Raw genomic sequence first — 20,986 nt, 5'->3', positions numbered from 1 at the left:
GTGCCATTCCTCGTGAATATAAGTTAAAGTGAAATAATTGCTATTACTTTTTATAGAAACGAGGAGGAAACGCGGAATGGAAATATTAAAAGTTAAAGCAACGTCGGTCCCTAATTCTGTAGCTGGTGCACTTGCAGGTGTTATTCGCGAACGCGGAACAGCAGAAATTCAAGCTATTGGTGCAGGTGCATTGAACCAAGCGGTAAAGGCAGTAGCAATTGCAAGAGGATTTGTAGCGCCTAGCGGTTTGGACTTGATTTGTATCCCAGCGTTTACAGATATTATGATTGATGGTGAAGAGCGTACAGCGATAAAATTAATTGTAGAGCCTCGTTAAGTTTAAACAACCTGTTTGCATGTATGCAAACAGGTTGTTTTTATAATGGAGGAATGAAAATGAAAATTTTTGATGCTCATTGTGATGTGCTCTTTCAGTTATGGAGTGCAAAGGGAAAGAAAGATTTTCAGAATGATTCACAATTACATATTACATTTGAACAATTAAAACAAAGAAAAGGAAGTATACAATGTTTTGCTATATATGTACCAGAAACAGTAGCGTATGAAAATCGCTTTGAAGTTGCGCTACAAATGATAGATATTTTTCATAGTGAAATTCTATCGCTACCAGGAATGAAGTTTATTCAGACAAAAGATGATATTAACATGCTAAAACAGGACGAGATTGGAGCGCTATTAACATTAGAAGGATGCGAAGCAATTGGAAAAGATGCGATGAAATTACGTCTGTTTTATCGCTTAGGTGTACGTTCTTTTGGATTAACATGGAACTATGCCAATTTATTAGCTGATGGGGCACTAGAGACACGTGGTGCAGGCTTAACTAGCTTTGGTAGACAAGTTGTACAAGAGCTTAATACGTTACATGTATGGACCGATCTGTCGCATCTGAATGAAAGAAGCTTTTGGGATGTTATAGAAATTGCTAAAAATCCAATTGTGTCCCACTCAAACTGTCATCAACTTTGTCAACATCCACGCAATTTAAACGATGAACAAATAAGAGCTCTCATAAAGAAAAATAGCATTATTGGTGTCACTTTCGTACCACAATTTTTAACGGATGAAAGACAAGCGAATATAACAGATATATTAAGGCATGTGGAATATATTTGTTCATTGGGTGGAGAAAAACATATAGGATTTGGTTCTGATTTTGATGGGATTATAGAAACAGTTGTAAGTGTAGAAGCGTATAGGGATTATGAAAATATAATTAATCAATTGTGTAAAAAGTATAGTGAATCAATTGTAGAGCGATTTTTGTATAAAAATTTTATTGACCGTATTACTTTCTAAGTGTTCGTTTTTAAAAATTCAGAAAAATTAAAATAAATCCACTTGAATTTATTGATTTTTTTAAGACCTAATACTAGAATGGTAAACGAAATAGCATTATACTAAAGATTCAGGGAAATCAGAAGAGGCATAATTTGCGTCCATTGTAGTTTATTTGTATAAAAAATGCTAAACTATTACTGTAAAAAAATACACTACAATGAATGCAGCCAAAAGGGGTGTAGGAGATGATTAGTCAACTTTCATGGAAAGTTGGAGGCCAACAAGGTGAAGGAATTGAAAGTACAGGAGAGATCTTCTGTATTGCATTAAACCGATTAGGATATTACCTATACGGTTACCGCCACTTCTCATCACGTATTAAAGGCGGCCATACAAATAATAAAATTCGTGTAAGTACAACAGAAGTACGCGCGATCTCAGATGATTTAGATATTTTAATTGCTTTTGATCAAGAAACAATTGATTTTAACTTCCACGAACTACGTCCAGGTGGAATTGTAGTTGCGGATGCGAAATTTAATCCGACAATACCTGATAATACAGATGTAAATCTATATGTGATACCGTTTACAGATATCGCTTCAGAATTAGGTACATCTTTAATGAAAAACATGGTTGCTGTTGGGGCATCTAGTGCGGTATTAGGGTTAGACGAAACAGCTTATTTAGAGGTTGTTGAAGAAATCTTTGGCCGTAAAGGAGAGCAAGTCGTTAAAAAGAATATGGAAGCAATTAAACGCGGCTCTCAATATATGAAAGAATTGCTTGGTGAGAAAGTAAACATGATGCAGCTTGAAAAAGCTGACGGTCAGAAACGCATGTTTATGATTGGAAACGACGCAATCGCATTTGGTGCGGTAGCTGGTGGTGCTCGTTTTATGTCTGCATATCCAATCACACCTGCATCTGAAATCATGGAATATTTAATTAAAAAGTTACCGAAAGTTGGCGGAACAGTAATCCAAACTGAGGATGAAATCGCAGCTTGTACAATGGCAATCGGTGCAAACTATGCTGGTGTTCGTACATTAACTGCATCTGCTGGTCCTGGACTTTCTTTAATGATGGAAGCAATTGGCTTAGCAGGTATTACTGAAACACCGCTAGTTATTGTTGATACACAACGTGGTGGTCCAAGTACGGGCTTACCAACAAAACAAGAGCAGTCAGACTTAATGGCGATGATTTACGGAACGCATGGTGAAATTCCCAAGATCGTAATGGCGCCAAGTACAGTTGAAGAAGCTTTCTATGATATTGTAGAAGCATTCAACTTAGCGGAAGAATATCAAGTGCCTGTTATCTTCTTAACAGATCTACAGCTTTCTTTAGGAAAGCAAACAGTAGAACCACTTAAGTTAGATAAAGTTGAAATTCGTCGCGGTAAGCTTGACTTAGAAGTGGAATTACCAGAACGTGAAAATAAAGCATACTTCAAGCGTTATGAAGTAACAGAAGATGGAGTTTCACCACGTGTTTTACCTGGTATGAAAAATGGTATTCACCATGTTACAGGTGTAGAACACGATGAAACGGGTAAACCATCTGAATCAGCGTTAAATCGTAAAGATCAAATGGACAAACGTTTCCGTAAAATGGCGAACTTGCAGTTTAATACCCCTGTTTATAAAAATGCTAAGCATGATGACGCAGACGTATTGCTTGTTGGATTTAACTCAACTCGTGGTGCGATCGAAGAGGCGATGGCGCGTTTAGAGCAAGAAGGAATGAAAGTAAACCACGCACAAATACGTTTAATTCATCCATTCCCAACGGCTGAAATCGATCCACTTGTGAAAAAGGCGAAGCGTGTTGTAGTCGTAGAAAACAATGCAACTGGTCAGCTTGCTAACATTATGAAAATGAATCTTGGTAATGGTGAGAAAATTTCTAGTCTTTTAAAATATGATGGAAACCCATTCTTGCCAAAAGAGATTTACAACGAATGCAAAAAAGGGGTTGTATTAAATGGCAACATTTAAGGACTTTCGTAACAGTGTAAAACCAAACTGGTGCCCAGGTTGCGGAGACTTCTCAGTGCAAGCTGCAATTCAACGTGCGGCAGCTAACGTTGGTTTAAATCCAGATGAGCTAGCTGTTATTTCTGGTATCGGCTGTTCAGGTCGTATTTCAGGTTATATTAATTCATATGGTTTGCATAGTATTCACGGACGTGCTCTTCCAATCGCACAAGGTGTGAAAATGGCAAATCGTGATTTAACAGTTATCGCATCAGGCGGTGACGGTGATGGTTTTGCGATTGGTATGGGACATACAATCCATTCTATTCGTCGTAACATTGACATTACGTACATCGTAATGGATAACCAAATTTATGGATTAACAAAAGGTCAAACTTCACCACGTAGTGAAGCTGGATTTAAAACGAAAAGTACACCACAAGGTTCAATTGAACCATCACTAAATGTTATGGAAATGGCTTTAACAGCTGGTGCGACATTTGTGGCGCAAAGCTTTTCAAGTGATTTAAAAGAATTAACACAAATTATTGAAGCTGGTATTAATCATAAAGGATTTTCATTAATTAACGTATTTAGTCCATGTGTTACTTACAATAAAGTAAATACTTATGATTGGTTTAAAGAGAATTTAACGAAGCTAAGTACAGTAGAAGGATATGATCCATCTAATCGCATGATGGCTATGCAAACATTAATGGAGAATAACGGGTTAGTAACAGGTTTAATTTATCAAAATACAGAGCAGCCTTCGTACCAAGAACTTGTAAAAGACTATAGTGAAAAGCCTTTAGTGCAAGCTGATTTAAATATGGATCAGAAAATGTTTGATGAGCTTGTTGCTGAATTTATGTAATGATAGAAGAGGAGGTTGCCGTTTGGCAACCTTTTTTGAGTGAGATAAAAATAATTAACAGATTTATTTACTTAGAAAATTCAGAATGATAAAATAATATATAAATCGTTGTATAAAAATAGTATGTTCATTAACTGTGAAATGTAATATAGGATAAGCCTTCTTCTTTGTTAAAGTTGGCTAAAGGCTCTATACTATGATAATGTGTATAGGGATAAAGCAATATGCTTTTCAATAGGACAAGATGAAATAATAAAAGGGAATGTCTATTGGTGTGGGGAAGACTTCATTCTTACGGATGATTAGATCGATTACTCAAGTTTCAAAGGACAAGTTATCTCTCAGGCTATCTAACATTATTGAGATGAGTCTAAGCGCATTAAAATGGACTACAGAGTGTGTATAGTTAAGGTTGAAAGGAGATTACCGATGAACGAGCAACAACGATTAGCAAGTCAACAAGCAAATTCCTCTACGAAAAAAGAAGAGAAAGATTATAGTAAATACTTTGAAAGTGTATACCAACCACCTTCCTTGAAAGATGCGAAAAAGCGTGGGAAAGAAGAAGTTAAAATTGAACGAGATTTTGGCTTACCTGAAGAGTTCCGTAATTTTGGCGCAGGAAGAAAGTTTTACATTCGTACATATGGCTGTCAAATGAATGAGCATGATACAGAAGTAATGGCTGGGATTTTTACAACACTTGGATATGAACCAACCTTCTCAACGGAAGAGGCAGATGTGATTTTATTAAATACTTGTGCAATTCGTGAAAATGCTGAAAATAAAGTGTTCGGTGAACTTGGTCATTTAAAATCATTAAAGCGAAGAAATCCGGATCTTTTAATTGGTGTATGTGGTTGTATGTCTCAAGAGGAATCTGTTGTAAATAAAATTATGCAAAAAAATCAGCATGTAGATATGGTGTTTGGTACACATAATATTCATAGATTGCCGTATATCTTAAAGGACGCAATGTTCTCAAAAGAGACGGTAGTTGAAGTCTGGTCAAAAGAAGGGGATGTAATTGAAAACCTTCCGAAAGTACGTCGTGGTGATATTAAAGCTTGGGTAAATATTATGTATGGCTGTGATAAGTTCTGTACATATTGTATTGTACCTTATACACGCGGAAAAGAGCGCAGTAGACGTCCGGAAGATATTATTCAAGAAATTCGCCATTTAGCTGCGAACGGTTATAAAGAAATTACATTACTTGGACAAAACGTAAATGCATACGGTAAAGACTTTGAAGATATACAATATGGTCTTGGTGATTTAATGGATGAACTTCGTAAAGTCGATATCGCACGTATTCGTTTTACAACAAGCCATCCACGCGATTTTGATGATCATTTAATTGATGTTCTTGGAAAAGGTGGTAACCTAGTAGAACATATTCACTTACCAGTTCAATCTGGTAGTACAGATATGCTTAAAATTATGGCGCGTAAATATTCACGAGAGCACTATTTAGAGCTTGTACGAAAAATTAAAGAAACGATTCCGAATGCAGTACTAACGACTGATATTATTGTTGGTTTCCCAAATGAAACGGATGAGCAATTTGAAGAAACAATGTCGCTATATCGTGAAGTAGGATTTGATACGGCATTTACATTTATTTATTCCCCGCGTGAAGGTACACCGGCTGCAAAAATGCAAGATAATGTGCCGATGGAAGTGAAGAAAGAACGATTGCAACGCTTAAATACATTAGTAAATGAATATGCAATTAATAAGAATAAGCATTATATAGGGCAAATTGTAGAAGTATTAGTTGATGGAGAAAGTAAAAATAACCCTGAAGTACTTGCAGGATATACACGTACGAATAAACTTGTAAACTTTGTCGCTTCAAAATCTTTAATTGGTCAGCTTGTGAAAGTAAAAGTAACGGAAGCAAAAACTTGGTCTCTTAACGGGGAATTGGTTAAGGAGCCGATTGAGGTGAAATAATAGATGAAAGTATATACGAAAGATGAAATTGTTGAGCAAGCGAAAGAATTAGCGAAAATGATCTCTGAAACAGAAGAAGTCGATTTTTTTAAGCGAGCAGAAGCACAAATTCATAAAAATGAAAATGTAAAGCGAGCAATTGATGAAATTAAAGCTTTGCAAAAACAAGCAGTAAACTTGCAACATTATGGGAAATGGGAAGCTTTGAAAAAAGTAGAAGCTGAAATTGATGCGCTTCAAGACAAGTTAGATAATATCCCGGTTGTGCAGGAATTTAAATCTTCACAAACATATGTAAATGACTTACTACAGCTTGTTGCTAGTACCATTTCTAACAATGTAACAGATGAAATATTAGTTTCAACTGGCGGCGATGTGTTGAAGGGTGAAACTGGTGCAGCAGTTGAAAGTAAAAAAGGAAATTGTGGTTGTTAAAGAGGTGTCTTATTGACATCTCTTTTTTTAGTGGGTTATAACGGAAATTCTTCTCAAAAAAAGAATGACACATTCCGCTATTGTCACGCATATGATTAAGTGAATAGTGATTGAGGAGGGTTACGAATGTCCGAATTTAGAGAGATTATTACAAAAGCAGTGGTTGGAAAAGGACGTAAGTATACAAAGTCAACGCATACATGTGAATCGAATAATGAGCCAACAAGTATTTTAGGGTGCTGGGTAATTAACCATTCGTACGAAGCGAGAAAGAATGGAAAACATGTGGAAATTGAAGGTTTCTATGATGTAAACACTTGGTATTCATTTGATGGAAACACAAAGACTGAAGTTGTAACAGAACGTGTTAACTACACTGATGAAGTAAGCATTGGGTATCGTGATAAAAACTTCTCTGGTGACGATTTAGAAATTATCGCTCGTGTAATTCAGCCGCCAAATTGTTTAGAAGCTCTTGTATCACCAAATGGTAATAAAATTGTTGTGACGGTAGAACGTGAATTTGTAACAGAAGTAGTTGGGGAAACGAAAATTTGTGTAAGTGTAAATCCTGAAGGTTGCGTAGAATCAGATGAGGATTTCCAAGTTGATGACGATGAGTTTGAAGAATTAGATCCGAACTTTATTGTTGATGCAGAAGAAGAGTAATAGAAAGCTAGGGAGAAATTCTTCCTAGCTTTTTACATTACATAAGTGGTGCTGAATGAACATGATTCCTTATGAAATGTGCTATAATGAGGAAAGACTCCTGAAATAGGAGATATGGGTGTCCGTGAAGTGTGACATATATGAATATAGATTATTATGTAAGAATTATGGAGGAAAGACATGACGCAATATACCCCTATGATACAGCAATACTTAAAGGTCAAGGCAGACTATCAAGATGCCTTTTTATTTTTCCGCTTAGGTGATTTTTATGAAATGTTTTTTGAGGATGCGGTTAAAGCAGCTCATGAACTTGAAATTACATTAACGAGCCGAGATGGTGGTAGTAGTGAACGTATACCGATGTGCGGTGTACCGTATCATGCAGCTAAAAATTATATTGAACAACTTGTTGAAAAAGGATATAAAGTAGCCGTTTGTGAGCAAGTGGAAGATCCAAAAACAGCTAAAGGTGTAGTACGTCGTGAAGTAGTACAATTAATTACGCCAGGAACGATGATGGAAGGGCGTACAATAGACGAGAAAGAGAATAACTTCTTAGCAGCATTAACACATTTTGAAGATGGATCTTATGCGCTAGCTTGTAATGATTTAACGACTGGACAAAATACAGTGACGTTATTAACAGGTTCAGTAGAAGATATTTTATTAGAAGTGTATGCAACTGGTTCAAAAGAAATTGTTGTAGATTCTACATTTTCAAAAGAGGAATTAAATAAATTAACTGAAACATTAAAAATGACGATTTCGTATGAAGATGCAACAACTATTCCTGAAGGGTTAGAACACCTTGTGAAAAATGTTTCACAAGCAAAGTTAATTAAAGCAATTGGACGCTTATTTAACTATGTAATCAGAACTCAAAAACGCTCACTAGATCATTTGCAGCCAGTAGAAATTTATTACACGAACCAATTTATGAAAATTGACGTGCATTCAAAACGCAATTTAGAGCTAACAGAGACTCTTCGTACGAAGGAAAAGACAGGCTCATTATTATGGCTATTAGATAAAACAAAAACGGCTATGGGTGGACGTATGTTAAAACAGTGGATGGAACGTCCACTTATCCAAAAAGAAAAAGTGGAAGAGCGTTTAGAAATGGTTGAAACATTCGTAAATGATTACTTCTTACGTGAAGATTTAAAAGAAAAATTAAAAGAAGTATATGATTTAGAACGTTTAGCGGGGAAAGTTGCATTTGGTAATGTAAATGCACGGGACTTATTACAGTTAAGACGCTCTTTACTTCAAGTACCAGCTATTTTAGAAGCGATTAGTCTGTTAGATAATGCTTATGCATCAAGATTAATTCAAGGCGCGGATCCATGTGAGAGCTTAACTGAATTACTAGGAAGAAGTATTCAAGAAAACCCACCGCTTTCTATTAAAGATGGAGATATTATTAAAGATGGTTATAATGACAAGCTTGATCAATATCGCTACGTTAGTAAAAACGGAAAAACGTGGATTGCTGAGCTTGAAAAACGAGAGCGTGATATTACAGGGATTAAATCGTTGAAAATCGGGTACAACCGTATTTTCGGCTACTACATTGAAGTGACGAAAGCGAATCTTGCAGCACTTCCAGAAGGACGCTATGAGCGTAAACAAACACTTGCAAATGCAGAGCGTTTCATTACAGATGAACTGAAAGAAAAAGAAACGTTAATTTTAGAAGCAGAAGAAAAAATTGTACAATTAGAATACGATTTATTTACAGCACTTCGTGAAGAAGTAAAAGTATTCATTCCGAAATTACAACATTTAGCGAAAGTCATTAGTGAATTAGACGTACTACAAAGTTTTGCGACAGTTAGTGAAGAGGAGCAGTTTGTAAAACCTGTGTTAACAACTAAGCGCGAAATCTTTATTAAAGATGGTCGTCATCCTGTTGTTGAAAAAGTATTGAACGGGAAATTGTATGTACCAAATGATTGTATTATGCCAGAGAATATGGATGTCTTTTTAATTACAGGACCGAACATGTCTGGTAAAAGTACGTATATGAGACAATTAGCACTAGTAACTGTTATGTCGCAAATCGGTTGTTTCGTACCAGCGACAGAAGCAGTATTACCTGTCTTCGATCAAATCTTTACGAGAATTGGTGCAGCGGATGATTTAATCTCGGGTCAAAGTACATTTATGGTCGAAATGTTAGAAGCGAAAAATGCAATTGCAAACGCATCAGAAAGAAGTTTAATTTTATTCGATGAAATTGGACGCGGTACATCTACGTATGATGGTATGGCACTTGCACAAGCAATTATTGAACATATTCATGACCAAATTGGTGCGAAAACATTATTCTCTACACATTATCATGAATTAACAGTGTTAGAAGAAAGTTTAGACCAACTAAAAAATGTACACGTTTCAGCTATTGAAGAGAATGGAAAAGTAGTTTTCCTTCATAAAATTCAAGATGGAGCGGCTGATAAAAGTTACGGAATTCACGTTGCTCAACTTGCTGAGCTTCCAGATAGCTTAATTGCTCGTGCGAAAGAAGTGTTAGCACAGCTAGAAGGACAGGAAGAAATTATTATTCCGAAACGAGTAGAAGTGAAGGTACAAGAAGTTGCCCCAGAACCAGTAGTTGTAAAAGAAGAGCCAGCAGAAATACAAGAGAAGAAAGAAGAGACGGAAGAAGAGTCACAACTATCTTTCTTTGGAGGAGAACAGTCTTCGAAAAAACAAGACAAGCCTGTGCTCGATCAAAAAGAAACGGCAGTACTTGCGCAAATTAAAAAGATTGATTTACTCGATATGACACCTTTAGAAGCGATGAATGAACTGTATCGTTTACAAAAAAAGTTAAAGAAAGGATGAGTAAGTAGATGGGGAAAATTCGCAAACTCGATGATCAACTCTCTAACTTAATTGCGGCAGGGGAAGTAGTAGAGCGCCCTGCCTCAGTTGTAAAAGAACTCGTGGAAAATTCCATCGATGCGAATAGTACATCTATTGAAATCCACTTAGAAGAAGCTGGGTTATCGAAAATTCGCATCATTGATAATGGAGATGGCATTGCAGAAGAAGATTGTATCGTTGCATTTGAACGCCACGCAACGAGCAAAATTAAAGATGAAAATGATCTATTTCGTATAAGAACGCTCGGTTTCCGCGGGGAGGCCCTGCCGAGTATTGCCTCTGTAAGTGAATTAGAATTAATCACAAGCACAGGTGATGCGCCTGGTACACACCTTATTATTAAAGGTGGAGACATTATAAAACAAGAGAAAACAGCAAGCCGAAAAGGAACTGATATTACAGTACAAAATTTATTCTTTAATACACCAGCGCGTCTTAAATATATGAAAACTATTCATACAGAGCTTGGGAATATTACAGATATTGTGTATCGTATTGCGATGTCGCATCCTGAAGTATCGTTAAAGCTGTTTCATAATGAAAAGAAATTGCTTCATACATCAGGGAACGGTGATGTAAGACAAGTACTTGCAGCGATTTATAGCATTCAAGTTGCGAAGAAGCTTATTCCAATTGAAGCTGAATCTTTAGATTTCACAATTAAAGGGTACGTAACATTGCCAGAAGTAACGCGAGCGTCTCGTAACTATATGTCAACGATTGTAAATGGCCGTTACGTTCGAAATTTCGTATTAATGAAAGCCATTCAGCAAGGGTACCATACATTACTGCCAGTTGGACGATATCCAATCGGTTTCTTATCGATTGAAATGGATCCAATGCTAGTTGATGTTAACGTACATCCAGCGAAATTAGAAGTTCGTTTTAGTAAAGAACAAGAATTGCTAAAGCTTATCGAAGAAACACTGCAAGCTGCATTCAAAAAAATACAGCTCATTCCAGATGCAGGTGTAACAACGAAGAAAAAAGAAAAAGATGAAAGTGTACAAGGGCAGTTCCAGTTTGAGCATACAAAGCCGAAAGAACCAACAATGCCAAACATTGTTTTACCAACTGGAATGGATGAAAAACAAGAAGAAACAACGACTATGAAACAACCAGCACAACTTTGGCAACCGCCGAAACAAGAATGGCAACCACCACAGTCGCTTGTAAGAGAAGAAGAAAGTTGGCAACTATCCTCTAAACCAGTAGTAGAAGAAACGGTTCAAGAGGAAAAAGAATGGACTAGCAATGAAGAGGACTTTGAATTAGAGGAATTGGAAGAAGAAGTTCGAGAAATAGAAGAGATTGAAATGAACGGTAATGATCTACCGCCACTTTATCCAATTGGACAAATGCACGGAACCTATATATTCGCTCAAAACGATAAAGGGTTATATATGATTGATCAGCATGCAGCACAAGAGCGCATTAATTATGAATATTTCCGTGATAAAGTGGGACGAGTTACGCAAGAAGTGCAAGAATTACTTGTACCGTATCGCATCGATTTATCTCTTACCGAATTTTTACGTGTTGAAGAACAGTTAGAAGAACTAAAAAAAGTCGGACTATTTCTAGAGCAATTCGGCCATCAATCCTTTATAGTCCGCTCGCACCCAACGTGGTTCCCGAAAGGACAAGAAACAGAAATTATCGACGAAATGATGGAGCAAGTTGTTAAACTAAAAAAAGTAGATATTAAAAAACTACGAGAAGAAGCTGCCATCATGATGAGCTGTAAAGCATCGATTAAAGCAAATCAATATTTAACGAACGATCAAATATTCGCTTTACTTGAAGAGCTGCGCACAACAACTAATCCATACACATGCCCGCACGGGAGACCGATTCTTGTGCATCATTCTACTTATGAGTTGGAGAAGATGTTTAAGAGGGTTATGTAGGTTAATAAAATTTGGTTTCAAAGGGGAGCAACGGTAAATGTTGCTCCCTTTAAATATGTAGAGTTAATTGTTAAATGAGAATCGGATGGAGTAATTTTGCAGTTTATTTAAATTTGAGCAGGTCATACTTAATGTTATAAATAATTTATTTCTAGTTTAGGGCAGCCTTAATTTATTTATGTATAAAAAAGCGCTGTATATCAGCACTTTTTAAAAGGTACGTAAGCTGTATAATAGAGGCTTATACATCGCCAAAAACATAACTATGCATGGCAAAGTATAGATTCTTATTCTACTAATTGTTATAAGGGACTATACGATTATTTATTTTTATTATTATTAATTTTTTCAGTATATAAAACTTGCTCCTTATAATGCTTTTTAATTGGGAAGTTATGTGTACCTGTGCCGTTTTTGAATTTTTTATCAATGGGGTTTTTAAGAGGGATTGTTGTAGTTTCCGTAAATTCATATGGGTAATTTATTTTAGATTTATCTTCAAACATGAAAATGCCTCCTTTTTAGGATTTCCTAAATTCTTTACTATAACATGATATGCATATAGATTTTTTTGGGACTAGTTATTTATATAGGTTAATGGAATTTAATTACATAACTACTGAAATATTTTATAGGAAAACAATTCGAGAAAGATATTATATGAAAAGCCGTTGACTAATATTGTTGTTTTTTAAGTTATTGTGATGTATCTGAAATGGCATACAGGTTCATTTAACAACTATCATGTGAGGTTTTTTTTGTTTGTCAGCGAAGTAAACAATGCATATATATTCGTTATAGATTGTTTTTATAATGTAATGTATATAGAGTTTTCCTGATAATATAATGTGGAATATTATAGTATTATTAGGTTATTAGGAACACTTAATGTTGTTTCACAACTGAAAGCGAATTGAAAAAGAACTGAAACTTTTCTCATAAAAATTCAATCTTACTTGAAAAATGAAAGGAAAATGAAATTTTCCAAAAGAAATTCTTTGTTAAGATAAAAAGCATACATAAAAAAAGTATTGACATATCTTAAAAGTGTGTTTTCAAGATATAGTGGGGGAAAAGATGAGAATAGAAAAACAATTAATAAAAAAGATGTATTATGAAACATTCCTAATGGAGAATGAAACAAAACCACCTCTTGACGTACTTGGGGAAGTTTATGTAAACGAAGAAAAACATGAGATTTCCGATGGGTCTTATATTCGTTTTGCACAAGGTGAATTTTATTATCACCATCAAGATTTTGAAGCAGCTATTTTTAAATGGGAGAAAGTTAGTAATGAACTAGCACCATGGGCACAAAAAAATATTGCGGATGCTTACTTCGAACTTAATAGATTATCAGCTGCTGAAAATGTTTATACTTCCATTACTACTGATAACAAAATATTGATGACCGAAATTGGATTGCAATTACTTTCTCTTTACATCGAGCAAAATAACTTTGATTCAGCTTTCACTGTTATTAAAGAAGCAGTTTCTTTAAATCCCGATTATCCAAACGTCACAATAATTGCCCGTTCCTTTTATGAGGAACAGCAAGATTTTGATAGTGCAGTAGAACTTGCTGTGAATGAGTTAATTCGAATAGAATCTTATCCGTGGTTTGAGGTTCTAAAAGGATATATCGATAAAGGATTTACTAAAAATATTGCACCAGATTATTTTTATGAAGTATTAGTTACATTAAATAATGTAGATCAAGTACAATTTACACAAATTGTATCATCACTTTGGAACAGTTATAAAAATGAACAAAATTACTTATTATGGCTTAACACAATAAATGAGTTTTTCTTACATATCGAAATACATTCGTCCGATATATGGGACAAAATTTCTTCTCTTTACGAAGAAACGTATTTTGAATTAATTCAAGGTCAATATATGCTTAGACAATTACATGATATCATTCCAAACCTGTTAACAAATTGGTTAAAGGTAGTCAATCCGTCTCATGCTGTATTTCCATCAGCAGCTGTATTGGCATGGGATGAGATTTTCCCTTCCAAAATAGATTCAGCAAATATAGAAAATGCAGAAAACCTACTGTTATATTCTATTAATCATGTGGATGGCTTAGAGTATAGTTTACATCTTTTTGAATCTATTACACAGTGGGCACAAAAGCATGATATAGAAATGGGTCACCGATTTAGATGGTTAGTTAGCGAACTTGCAGATTTAAGAACAAATCGTATTTTAGTAACGGGCACTTCAGGAAATGGAAAAACTGCATTTATTAACTCTATATTAGGAGAAAATATATTAGAAAACTCAATTTCAAATGTAGTGGTTTTAAAAAATGATGCTCATACTGAAATTAACGCTATAACAGACTCAGCAATTACAACAACTGAGAATTTCTCTGATTACCATAATATGATGGCAGTGCACCATCAAACGTATAGAGATAGAGCGTGTGTTGAATTTAAACTACCATGCAAATTTTTAAGTAAAAATAAACTTACATTTGTAGTTACACCTGGCTTTAATAGAAATAACGATACTAGAGATGAGATATTTGAATATCTGAATTCTGTAGACGAATTATTGTTCGTATTGAATGCGGATTCACCTTTTACTGACAAAGAACGTGACATTCTATTAAGTATTCAAGAACATACACCAAATCTACAAATTCATTTCTTATTAAATAAAATCGATAACATTTACAGTGAGGCAGAAGTAAAAAGAGTTTTACATGATACGCAAGCGAGAATAAACGCGTATTTCCCGCAAGCGAGACTTTTCCCTTACTCTTCGTTATATACAAGTAGTCAACAACTAAATGATTTAACTGAGTTTATTCGTTTTAACTTTAACTATAAAAATATCGATGCAGATCGTACTGAAAAGCTATTGTTTTTCATTCGAAAAACAATTACATACCTTTTAGATAAACGCGTTGAGAAGGAAAACAATCTAGTGGATGTTATGAATTGGAATGAAGATATGTTAGTTAAACTAAATGGTAGTATTAATAACCTTACTGCTTTTGAGAGGGAAAAAATTCATATCATTACAGAATCGTATCGTACAATGAAAACTGAAATTACGAATGATCTTACTGAACATATTCCGAAATTATTGCAGAGCTGTTCTGATTTAATCAGTGAAGAAAGCGATTTTGGACGCATTGAAATGGAACTAAATACAGCGATGAACGAAAGAGTACACAAATATTTAGAAGAAACTGTATTACCTAATTTTGCTCGTTCTATGCAAAATTGGATTAAAACTTCTAATAATGAGTTACTTCAAAGTCAATCGCACTTAGAAGAACTCAGTGAAGGACTTAATTCTTTATTTGGAGAAAATCGAATCCAGTTAGAATGTGACTTTAAAGTGCTTGATGACTGGCGCAGAGATACTGATAGAATGACGACTAGAATACAAATGGAAGAAGTAAATATTTTACGCCGATTTACGCCAGCACAATTTTTACTGAAAAGTGCCGGTAAATTATTTGGGGTTCTTCCAAAGAATAGATCTATGCTATATAACAAATATAAACAGTATATAGAAAATGAAGATTATACAGAAGTAACGGCTTCTATTATGAAGAAATTTTTCTTGCAATTTGAGCTATTTGAAAACACACAAGAGCGGGATATTAATATGTTCTTTAGAAATCCATTTAACTCCTTAAAACAAGCTGTAGAAAATACTCATTTAGAAATACAAGAAAAACAAGAGATATTACATAAAATGAAATCAAATCCTGAAGTCTATCATGATTCTATAACGCTCTTTGAATTGAGATTACGTCAATGTGAAGTAATCTTAAATATAGGTGAGGATAATCCCTATACAGATGTAACTTTAGAAACAAGTATAGAATAAACGTATAATATGTCAGGTCTTTTTTAATATTAAATTGCATCATGTGTTATAAGAGAGCAAAAAGGGAGCAACTGTAGTTAGTTGCTCCCTTCGCATATATAGATTATTTTTCAGTTTCTTTAATTTTAGTTTTTACTTCTCCAGTTTTAATTTTATTACTTTCTGAGAAACGTAATAAATCGCCTTCAATAATTTTGTCAGACATTCGTAATTCATTTTGTGCACGGTTAATCATTTCTTGAGCTTCTTTTTTTGGTAAATCTACAATCTCACCTGTTTCTCGATTATAAAAAGTATGATTTGTATATGCATACTTGTCAGTAACGAAGCTACCATCACGGAAAACAACAAATCCGGTATATTCATCTGAAAACATATCATGGCCAAAACGGATATCGTTAGTAGTATCAACCCCTAATAAATTTAGAATAGTAGGTTTCATATCGATTTGTCCTGTAGGCTTTGAAATGGTTTGACCTTCTTTTTGTCCAGGGACATGAATATATAAAGGTGTACGTTGTAAATTTAAAGTATCAAATTCTGTTATTTGATCTTTTTCTAAAAACTGCGCCATTGCGCGATTATGTTTTTCAGAAATGCCATAATGATCACCGTATAACACAATAATAGAATCATCATAAAGCCCCTCAGCTTTTAAACGCTCAATAAAGTTTTTAATTGATTCGTCTAAGTAACGAGCTGTTACGATGTAACGATCAAATACGCCATTACCAGAGTTATATGGTTCAATGAATTTTGTATCTTCATCATACGTAAATGGATAATGGTTTGTTAAAGTAAGGAAACGGGCATAAAATGGTTGATCAATCGTTTTTAATATGTCTACTGATTGATCAAAGTATTCGATATCTTTTAATCCCCAATTTAAATTTGTTTCTGGCGTAATTTTGTAATCAAGTTCATTATAGTAACGATCATAACCTAGAGCAGAGTACATGATATTACGATTCCAAAATGTTGCGTTATTCGCATGAAATACAGTAGTGAAATAACCTTGTTGACGTAAAATTTCTGGAGTCGCAGTATAATCATTGTTACCGTGTGTGAAGAATACAGCACCTCGATTTAATGGATACAACGATGTATCTATTAGAAATTCAGAATCTGATGTTTTTCCTTGACCAGTTTGGTGGAAAAAGTGATTAAAGTAATAGCTTTCATTTATGAATTCATTCAAGAACGGTGTAACTTCTTGACCATTGACGGATGCGCCTATTAAAAAGGTTTGCAAGGATTCAAGAGTGACGACAATTACGTTTTTTCCTTTTGCAGAACCAAACATATGTGGATTTGGTTCACTTTGGTTTGCCTTTACGTAGTTTTCAGCTTCTTGTAGTTTACTACTATCAGCAAGTGCTTTTTGTGATCCTGCTTTTATTTGTAAAGTTAAATCATATACTTGATGAGTATACAGTCCTAAATTTTTAACAAGCATTACTCGGTCGAAGGATCTCGTTAATAATTCAGGGCGCTCTTTTTCTGCAAGATGTAGATTCGCAAAAAATACAGCCATCGTTAATAGGAAATATATGAGGCGTGCAGAATGAGCTACACGTCCTGTTTTAAAGACTATTGATTTCTTCTTTAACAAAATAAAGAAGAAAATAATGTCTACGAATGCGAGTATAATTTTGTAGTTTAATATTTCTTTAATACTGCCGCCTAACTGTGTAAAATTAGATGTTTGCCCAAGTACTGGTAATGTAACAAAATCACTATAAAAATCATAGAACATTACATTTCCAACGAGAACTATAGTTAATAAGAAATTAATACATAGCGCTATATAATTTCGCTTTTCACCGGTTGCAAATAATGCTAATCCGACAAAAGCTAAGGATGCAGCTAGAGGGCTAATAAACAAAATAAGCTCTTGTCTAGAAGACTCAATTTTTAAATCAAAACTGAATCGCGTAATAAGATATGTTTTTAACCATACTGCTAAAGCAATTATTATAACAAAGCTTATATTTTGCATTTGTAAATTTATTTTATTCTTCATTTTTACACCTTCTTTATATGATTTATTTAACTAAAGTTATATATTATATTTTTATAACTATTAGAGTGTAATGAACCATTTAGATTATGTTTTTCTAAAGGTAATAATTTGAAGTATTCATATACATACAGTGGGGAATTTTAAAGCGAAGTAACATAAATCTAATTTTTTTAGAAACGGAGCAGAAAAAGTCATAGTTGTAGTGAAAGTGACTTATAGACATCCTAACATATTAAACACTATGATGATGTTACAAAATATCGAACAAATGAAAGTGAAAATGAATAGATGCTTTTTAAACTATTGACATTCAATTAGTTAGAATTTTAAAAAAGTTTTTTAAGAGTAAACGATTATATTAATTAGTAGAAAACTACATTCTACATAGAATGTAGTTTTTCATGTGTTTTTAATATATCCCGTAAAATCCTGATTCTTTGTGGGATAATCATTAGCGGGGGAGGGATAATAATTTCGTTAAAGCTATTATTAGATAAGTAAAGTGTTGGTGAAACTTAAAACATTTGACTGGCATCTTAATTAAAGAGTCTAAATACCTGATAAATATTTTCCAACATACAGACCACTTGCAGCTGCTTGAGATAATGAATGAGTGACGCCTGAACAATCTCCAATTAAAAATAACCCATTCATACTTGTTTCAAAATGGTTATTGATTTTTATTGTAGGAGCATAGAATTTTCCATCAATTCCATATAGTAAAGTATCTTGATCGATAGGTTCTTGGGTAAAGTGTTCTAAGCGTAATAAAAATTCTTTGAGTCCGTCAATATATAATGGAGGAATTTCTTTATTCAAATCTCCATAATCTCCGTGTAGTGTAGGGTGTATACGATTATGTTTCATATCTTTTTCCGCAGTAGGTCGTTTCTTTATTAAGTCCTCTAACCGTTGTATAACAATCCGATCTCGTCCTTGGTTAATGCCTTTAATAATTGAATTTGCATATACATTCGCTTCTTTGAGAGTTGGAAAATAGCGCGGAATAAATAAAGTGAAATTTAAATTAGGAGTGCCAGTTCCTTGCTCTCGAAAATTTTGACCGTCAGGCATAACTAAACCTTCTTCGTACTTTCGAATAATGCGTCCTTTTGGATTCATACAGTAAGTAGTAGCTGTGTAATGTTCATGCTCATAAGAAAGTTTTGTCTCAAATGTATCTTTTAATATAGAGCGTAATTGGTTTTCTTTCATCTCTACTCTAATACCTAAATCTACACGAGTTTGCTCCTGAGAAATATTAAGAGAAGTGCACATTTCTTTTAACCAATCTGCACCGGAACGACCGGTTGCAAATACTAATTGCTTAGAATGGACAGTTTCTTGATTTGTATATATTTTGAAATGATCTTTCTGCTTAACGATATTTTGCACATCTATATGAAATTGAATCTCTATTTTGGTAAGTAAAAATTCATAGAGCTGCTGAAAAATGTTACTGGAAAGTGTAGTACCAAGATGTCTTACTTCGGTTGTTAGCATTTGTAAACCACACGCTTCAGCTCTCTTAGTGAGAGTTGGATTTTCTGTAGAATATTTTGAAACTGAACTTCCGCCAAACTGACATAGAATTTCATCTACTTCATCCATGAGTTGTAAAAATCCTTCTTTACCTACCTTTTCCTCAAGTTCGCCTCCAAACCCGTTTGTGTAATTAAATTTCCCTTCAGATTTTCCTAAACCACCAAAACCGAAATATTTATCACATGCAGTACAGTTACATATTTCCCCTTGTTCTAAAGAGCAATTTCGATGTTCTAACGGTTTGCCTTTATCAAGAATTAAAACCTTTTTGTTGCTTTTGGCTAATGTATAAGCCATAAAAATGCTACTCACCCCAGCACCGATAATTGTAATATCATACATATTTTTTCACCTGCTACCGAATAGTTTGTTTGCTATTTTCCTAGTGTATAACAATTTTACAAAGTTAAGAAATAGCTTGTACTAATAAAGTCATAGTTGTGGATTTGATGCTCTCTTAATTACTCCAAATGGTGAATGAGATACAACAGTTTTTTATTTGAAAAGAGAGATATTTTTAAACAATCATTTTATCATATGGTTAATAAAAAGTTTACATATAAAAAGAACAGACCTTTTAAATAAAGAGGTCTGCTAATAATTTGAAATTAATTATAGTTTTATTACGTATCTTTATTTAGCAAAGACATGGTTACCGATTACTGCTACTGTTTGACGTGTCGTAATCCATTTGCTTGTTGAAGTTTTTGGATTGTAAAAATAAAGCCAATCAGAATGTATTCCGTTTGTGGAGATAGCCTCTTCTACTGCCATTTTTGCTTCTGCACTTGCAGGCTGATTAATTCTTCCATCTGTAACAGGAGTAAATGCATATCCGTGTTTAATAGGTTCATAAATAACCTCTGTAATTGTATTCGGAAATCCTTTTGCATTTACACGATTCAAGATCACTTTCGCTACTGCTACTTTTCCTTTATATGATTCGCCACCTGCTTCAGCAGTAACTAAGCGTGCCATTAAGTCTTTTTCTTTTTCTGAAATACTTGAATTAATTTTCACATGTTGTCCTGTATAAAGCTTGTTTCCGACTGTATTGTTAATTTGTTTTATAGATTGACCGGTAACATTGTAACGCTTTGCTATAGTTTCTAATGAATCTCCCGGCTGTACTTGATAAATAATTTGTCCAGAGATGTTCTTAGGTTTGTCGTTTTGATGAACAGTGACCTCATTTGATTTCATGGATCCTGGAATATTTAACTGTTCACCAATAAAAGTCTGATCGTTTCCTTTATTATTTGCTTGTTTAATAGATTGTATTGAAACGCCATATTGTTTACTGATACCCCAAAGTGTATCATTCTTTTTTACTGTATGAATGGTGGAAGCCTCAGCTACACCTTGATTACATACGAATGTAATTGCTGCTGCAGATAAAGGAATTATATGTTTTATTTTTAATAATTTCATTGTAAATCCTCCCAATAAAAAATTAAGTTTTAACTGTTGAGTAATGTAGTTCAGAGTATAAAAGGTATGTATTTATATTTTAATATAAGTATATTAGCAC

14 protein-coding genes are annotated in these 20,986 nt (G+C 34.1%); 10 read left to right on the top strand and 4 right to left on the bottom strand.

The window, feature by feature from the left end; all coding sequences use genetic code 11:
- The first annotated feature begins 76 nt into the window (after positions 1–76).
- The 9 genes from spoVS (at position 77) to mutL (ending at position 12,026) form a co-directional block, all read left to right on the top strand.
- The gene (spoVS, locus tag ACTFQM_RS13880) at positions 77–337 is read left to right on the top strand and encodes a stage V sporulation protein SpoVS (protein WP_000404341.1); all 261 of its coding nucleotides are present in this window, start codon (positions 77–79) and stop codon (positions 335–337) included.
- A 59-nt stretch (positions 338–396) separates the two neighbouring features.
- Entirely contained in the window at positions 397–1,320 is a 924-nt protein-coding gene (locus ACTFQM_RS13875) for a dipeptidase (protein WP_327917389.1), read from the top strand.
- Positions 1,321–1,547: 227 nt separating this feature from the next.
- Positions 1,548–3,305, top strand: a complete 1,758-nt coding sequence (locus tag ACTFQM_RS13870; protein WP_071718922.1) for a 2-oxoacid:acceptor oxidoreductase subunit alpha — start codon at positions 1,548–1,550, stop codon at positions 3,303–3,305.
- Entirely contained in the window at positions 3,292–4,158 is an 867-nt protein-coding gene (locus tag ACTFQM_RS13865) for a 2-oxoacid:ferredoxin oxidoreductase subunit beta (protein WP_002173053.1), read from the top strand. Before ACTFQM_RS13870 ends, ACTFQM_RS13865 begins: the two co-directional genes overlap by 14 nt.
- A gap of 429 nt (positions 4,159–4,587) precedes the next feature.
- Positions 4,588–6,117: a tRNA (N6-isopentenyl adenosine(37)-C2)-methylthiotransferase MiaB gene (gene miaB, locus ACTFQM_RS13860; RefSeq protein ID WP_025148376.1), complete on the top strand. Its 1,530-nt coding sequence runs from the start codon at positions 4,588–4,590 to the stop codon at positions 6,115–6,117.
- Between the two features lie 3 nt (positions 6,118–6,120).
- A complete protein-coding gene (locus tag ACTFQM_RS13855) occupies positions 6,121–6,552 on the top strand; it encodes a RicAFT regulatory complex protein RicA family protein (RefSeq protein ID WP_002033698.1) in 432 nt (143 codons plus the stop codon).
- 126 nt (positions 6,553–6,678) lie between these two features.
- Positions 6,679–7,221: an outer spore coat protein CotE gene (gene cotE / locus ACTFQM_RS13850; RefSeq protein WP_001288802.1), complete on the top strand. Its 543-nt coding sequence runs from the start codon at positions 6,679–6,681 to the stop codon at positions 7,219–7,221.
- 180 nt (positions 7,222–7,401) lie between these two features.
- The gene (mutS, locus tag ACTFQM_RS13845) at positions 7,402–10,074 is read left to right on the top strand and encodes a DNA mismatch repair protein MutS (protein WP_440034886.1); all 2,673 of its coding nucleotides are present in this window, start codon (positions 7,402–7,404) and stop codon (positions 10,072–10,074) included.
- Between the two features lie 8 nt (positions 10,075–10,082).
- The gene (mutL, locus tag ACTFQM_RS13840; protein WP_440034883.1) at positions 10,083–12,026 is read left to right on the top strand and encodes a DNA mismatch repair endonuclease MutL; all 1,944 of its coding nucleotides are present in this window, start codon (positions 10,083–10,085) and stop codon (positions 12,024–12,026) included.
- Positions 12,027–12,346: 320 nt separating this feature from the next.
- On the opposite strand, the gene ACTFQM_RS13835 is transcribed toward mutL, so the two are convergent.
- A complete protein-coding gene (locus ACTFQM_RS13835; protein WP_098543199.1) occupies positions 12,347–12,532 on the bottom strand; it encodes a hypothetical protein in 186 nt (61 codons plus the stop codon).
- Between the two features lie 571 nt (positions 12,533–13,103).
- Between ACTFQM_RS13835 and ACTFQM_RS13830 the strand changes: the two genes are divergently transcribed.
- Positions 13,104–15,887, top strand: a complete 2,784-nt coding sequence (locus tag ACTFQM_RS13830) for a dynamin family protein (protein ID WP_440034880.1) — start codon at positions 13,104–13,106, stop codon at positions 15,885–15,887.
- A 103-nt stretch (positions 15,888–15,990) separates the two neighbouring features.
- On the opposite strand, the gene ACTFQM_RS13825 is transcribed toward ACTFQM_RS13830, so the two are convergent.
- The 3 genes from ACTFQM_RS13825 to ACTFQM_RS13815 all read right to left on the bottom strand — a co-directional run bounded on the left by ACTFQM_RS13825 (position 15,991) and on the right by ACTFQM_RS13815 (position 20,886).
- Entirely contained in the window at positions 15,991–17,910 is a 1,920-nt protein-coding gene (locus ACTFQM_RS13825) for an LTA synthase family protein (RefSeq protein ID WP_440034878.1), read from the bottom strand.
- A 549-nt stretch (positions 17,911–18,459) separates the two neighbouring features.
- On the bottom strand, positions 18,460–19,797 hold the full coding sequence (locus ACTFQM_RS13820) for an NAD(P)-binding protein (RefSeq protein ID WP_440034875.1): 1,338 nt from the start codon (positions 19,795–19,797) through the stop codon (positions 18,460–18,462).
- 291 nt (positions 19,798–20,088) lie between these two features.
- Positions 20,089–20,886, bottom strand: a complete 798-nt coding sequence (locus ACTFQM_RS13815) for a cell wall hydrolase (protein ID WP_440034872.1) — start codon at positions 20,884–20,886, stop codon at positions 20,089–20,091.
- Positions 20,887–20,986: the final 100 nt, after the last annotated feature.

The organism is Bacillus cereus group sp. MYBK30-2 (genome assembly GCF_051915945.1).
GTDB lineage: Bacteria > Bacillota > Bacilli > Bacillales > Bacillaceae_G > Bacillus_A > Bacillus_A paramycoides.
This window is presented reverse-complemented; position numbering and strand designations above follow the sequence as displayed.

Excerpts from the sequence above, each read along its gene's own strand:
- ACTFQM_RS13865 (WP_002173053.1), top strand. The coding sequence starts at position 3,292 with ATGGCAACATTTAAGGACTTTCGTAACAGTGTAAAACCAAACTGGTGC.
- mutL (WP_440034883.1), top strand. The coding sequence starts at position 10,083 with ATGGGGAAAATTCGCAAACTCGATGATCAACTCTCTAACTTAATTGCG.
- ACTFQM_RS13875 (WP_327917389.1), top strand. The coding sequence starts at position 397 with ATGAAAATTTTTGATGCTCATTGTGATGTGCTCTTTCAGTTATGGAGT.
- mutS (WP_440034886.1), top strand. The coding sequence starts at position 7,402 with ATGACGCAATATACCCCTATGATACAGCAATACTTAAAGGTCAAGGCA.
- ACTFQM_RS13830 (WP_440034880.1), top strand. The coding sequence starts at position 13,104 with ATGAGAATAGAAAAACAATTAATAAAAAAGATGTATTATGAAACATTC.
- ACTFQM_RS13825 (WP_440034878.1), bottom strand. The coding sequence starts at position 17,910 with ATGAAGAATAAAATAAATTTACAAATGCAAAATATAAGCTTTGTTATA.
- miaB (WP_025148376.1), top strand. The coding sequence starts at position 4,588 with ATGAACGAGCAACAACGATTAGCAAGTCAACAAGCAAATTCCTCTACG.
- ACTFQM_RS13815 (WP_440034872.1), bottom strand. The coding sequence starts at position 20,886 with ATGAAATTATTAAAAATAAAACATATAATTCCTTTATCTGCAGCAGCA.
- ACTFQM_RS13820 (WP_440034875.1), bottom strand. The coding sequence starts at position 19,797 with ATGTATGATATTACAATTATCGGTGCTGGGGTGAGTAGCATTTTTATG.
- ACTFQM_RS13855 (WP_002033698.1), top strand. The coding sequence starts at position 6,121 with ATGAAAGTATATACGAAAGATGAAATTGTTGAGCAAGCGAAAGAATTA.
- spoVS (WP_000404341.1), top strand. The coding sequence starts at position 77 with ATGGAAATATTAAAAGTTAAAGCAACGTCGGTCCCTAATTCTGTAGCT.
- ACTFQM_RS13870 (WP_071718922.1), top strand. The coding sequence starts at position 1,548 with ATGATTAGTCAACTTTCATGGAAAGTTGGAGGCCAACAAGGTGAAGGA.
- cotE (WP_001288802.1), top strand. The coding sequence starts at position 6,679 with ATGTCCGAATTTAGAGAGATTATTACAAAAGCAGTGGTTGGAAAAGGA.
- ACTFQM_RS13835 (WP_098543199.1), bottom strand. The coding sequence starts at position 12,532 with ATGTTTGAAGATAAATCTAAAATAAATTACCCATATGAATTTACGGAA.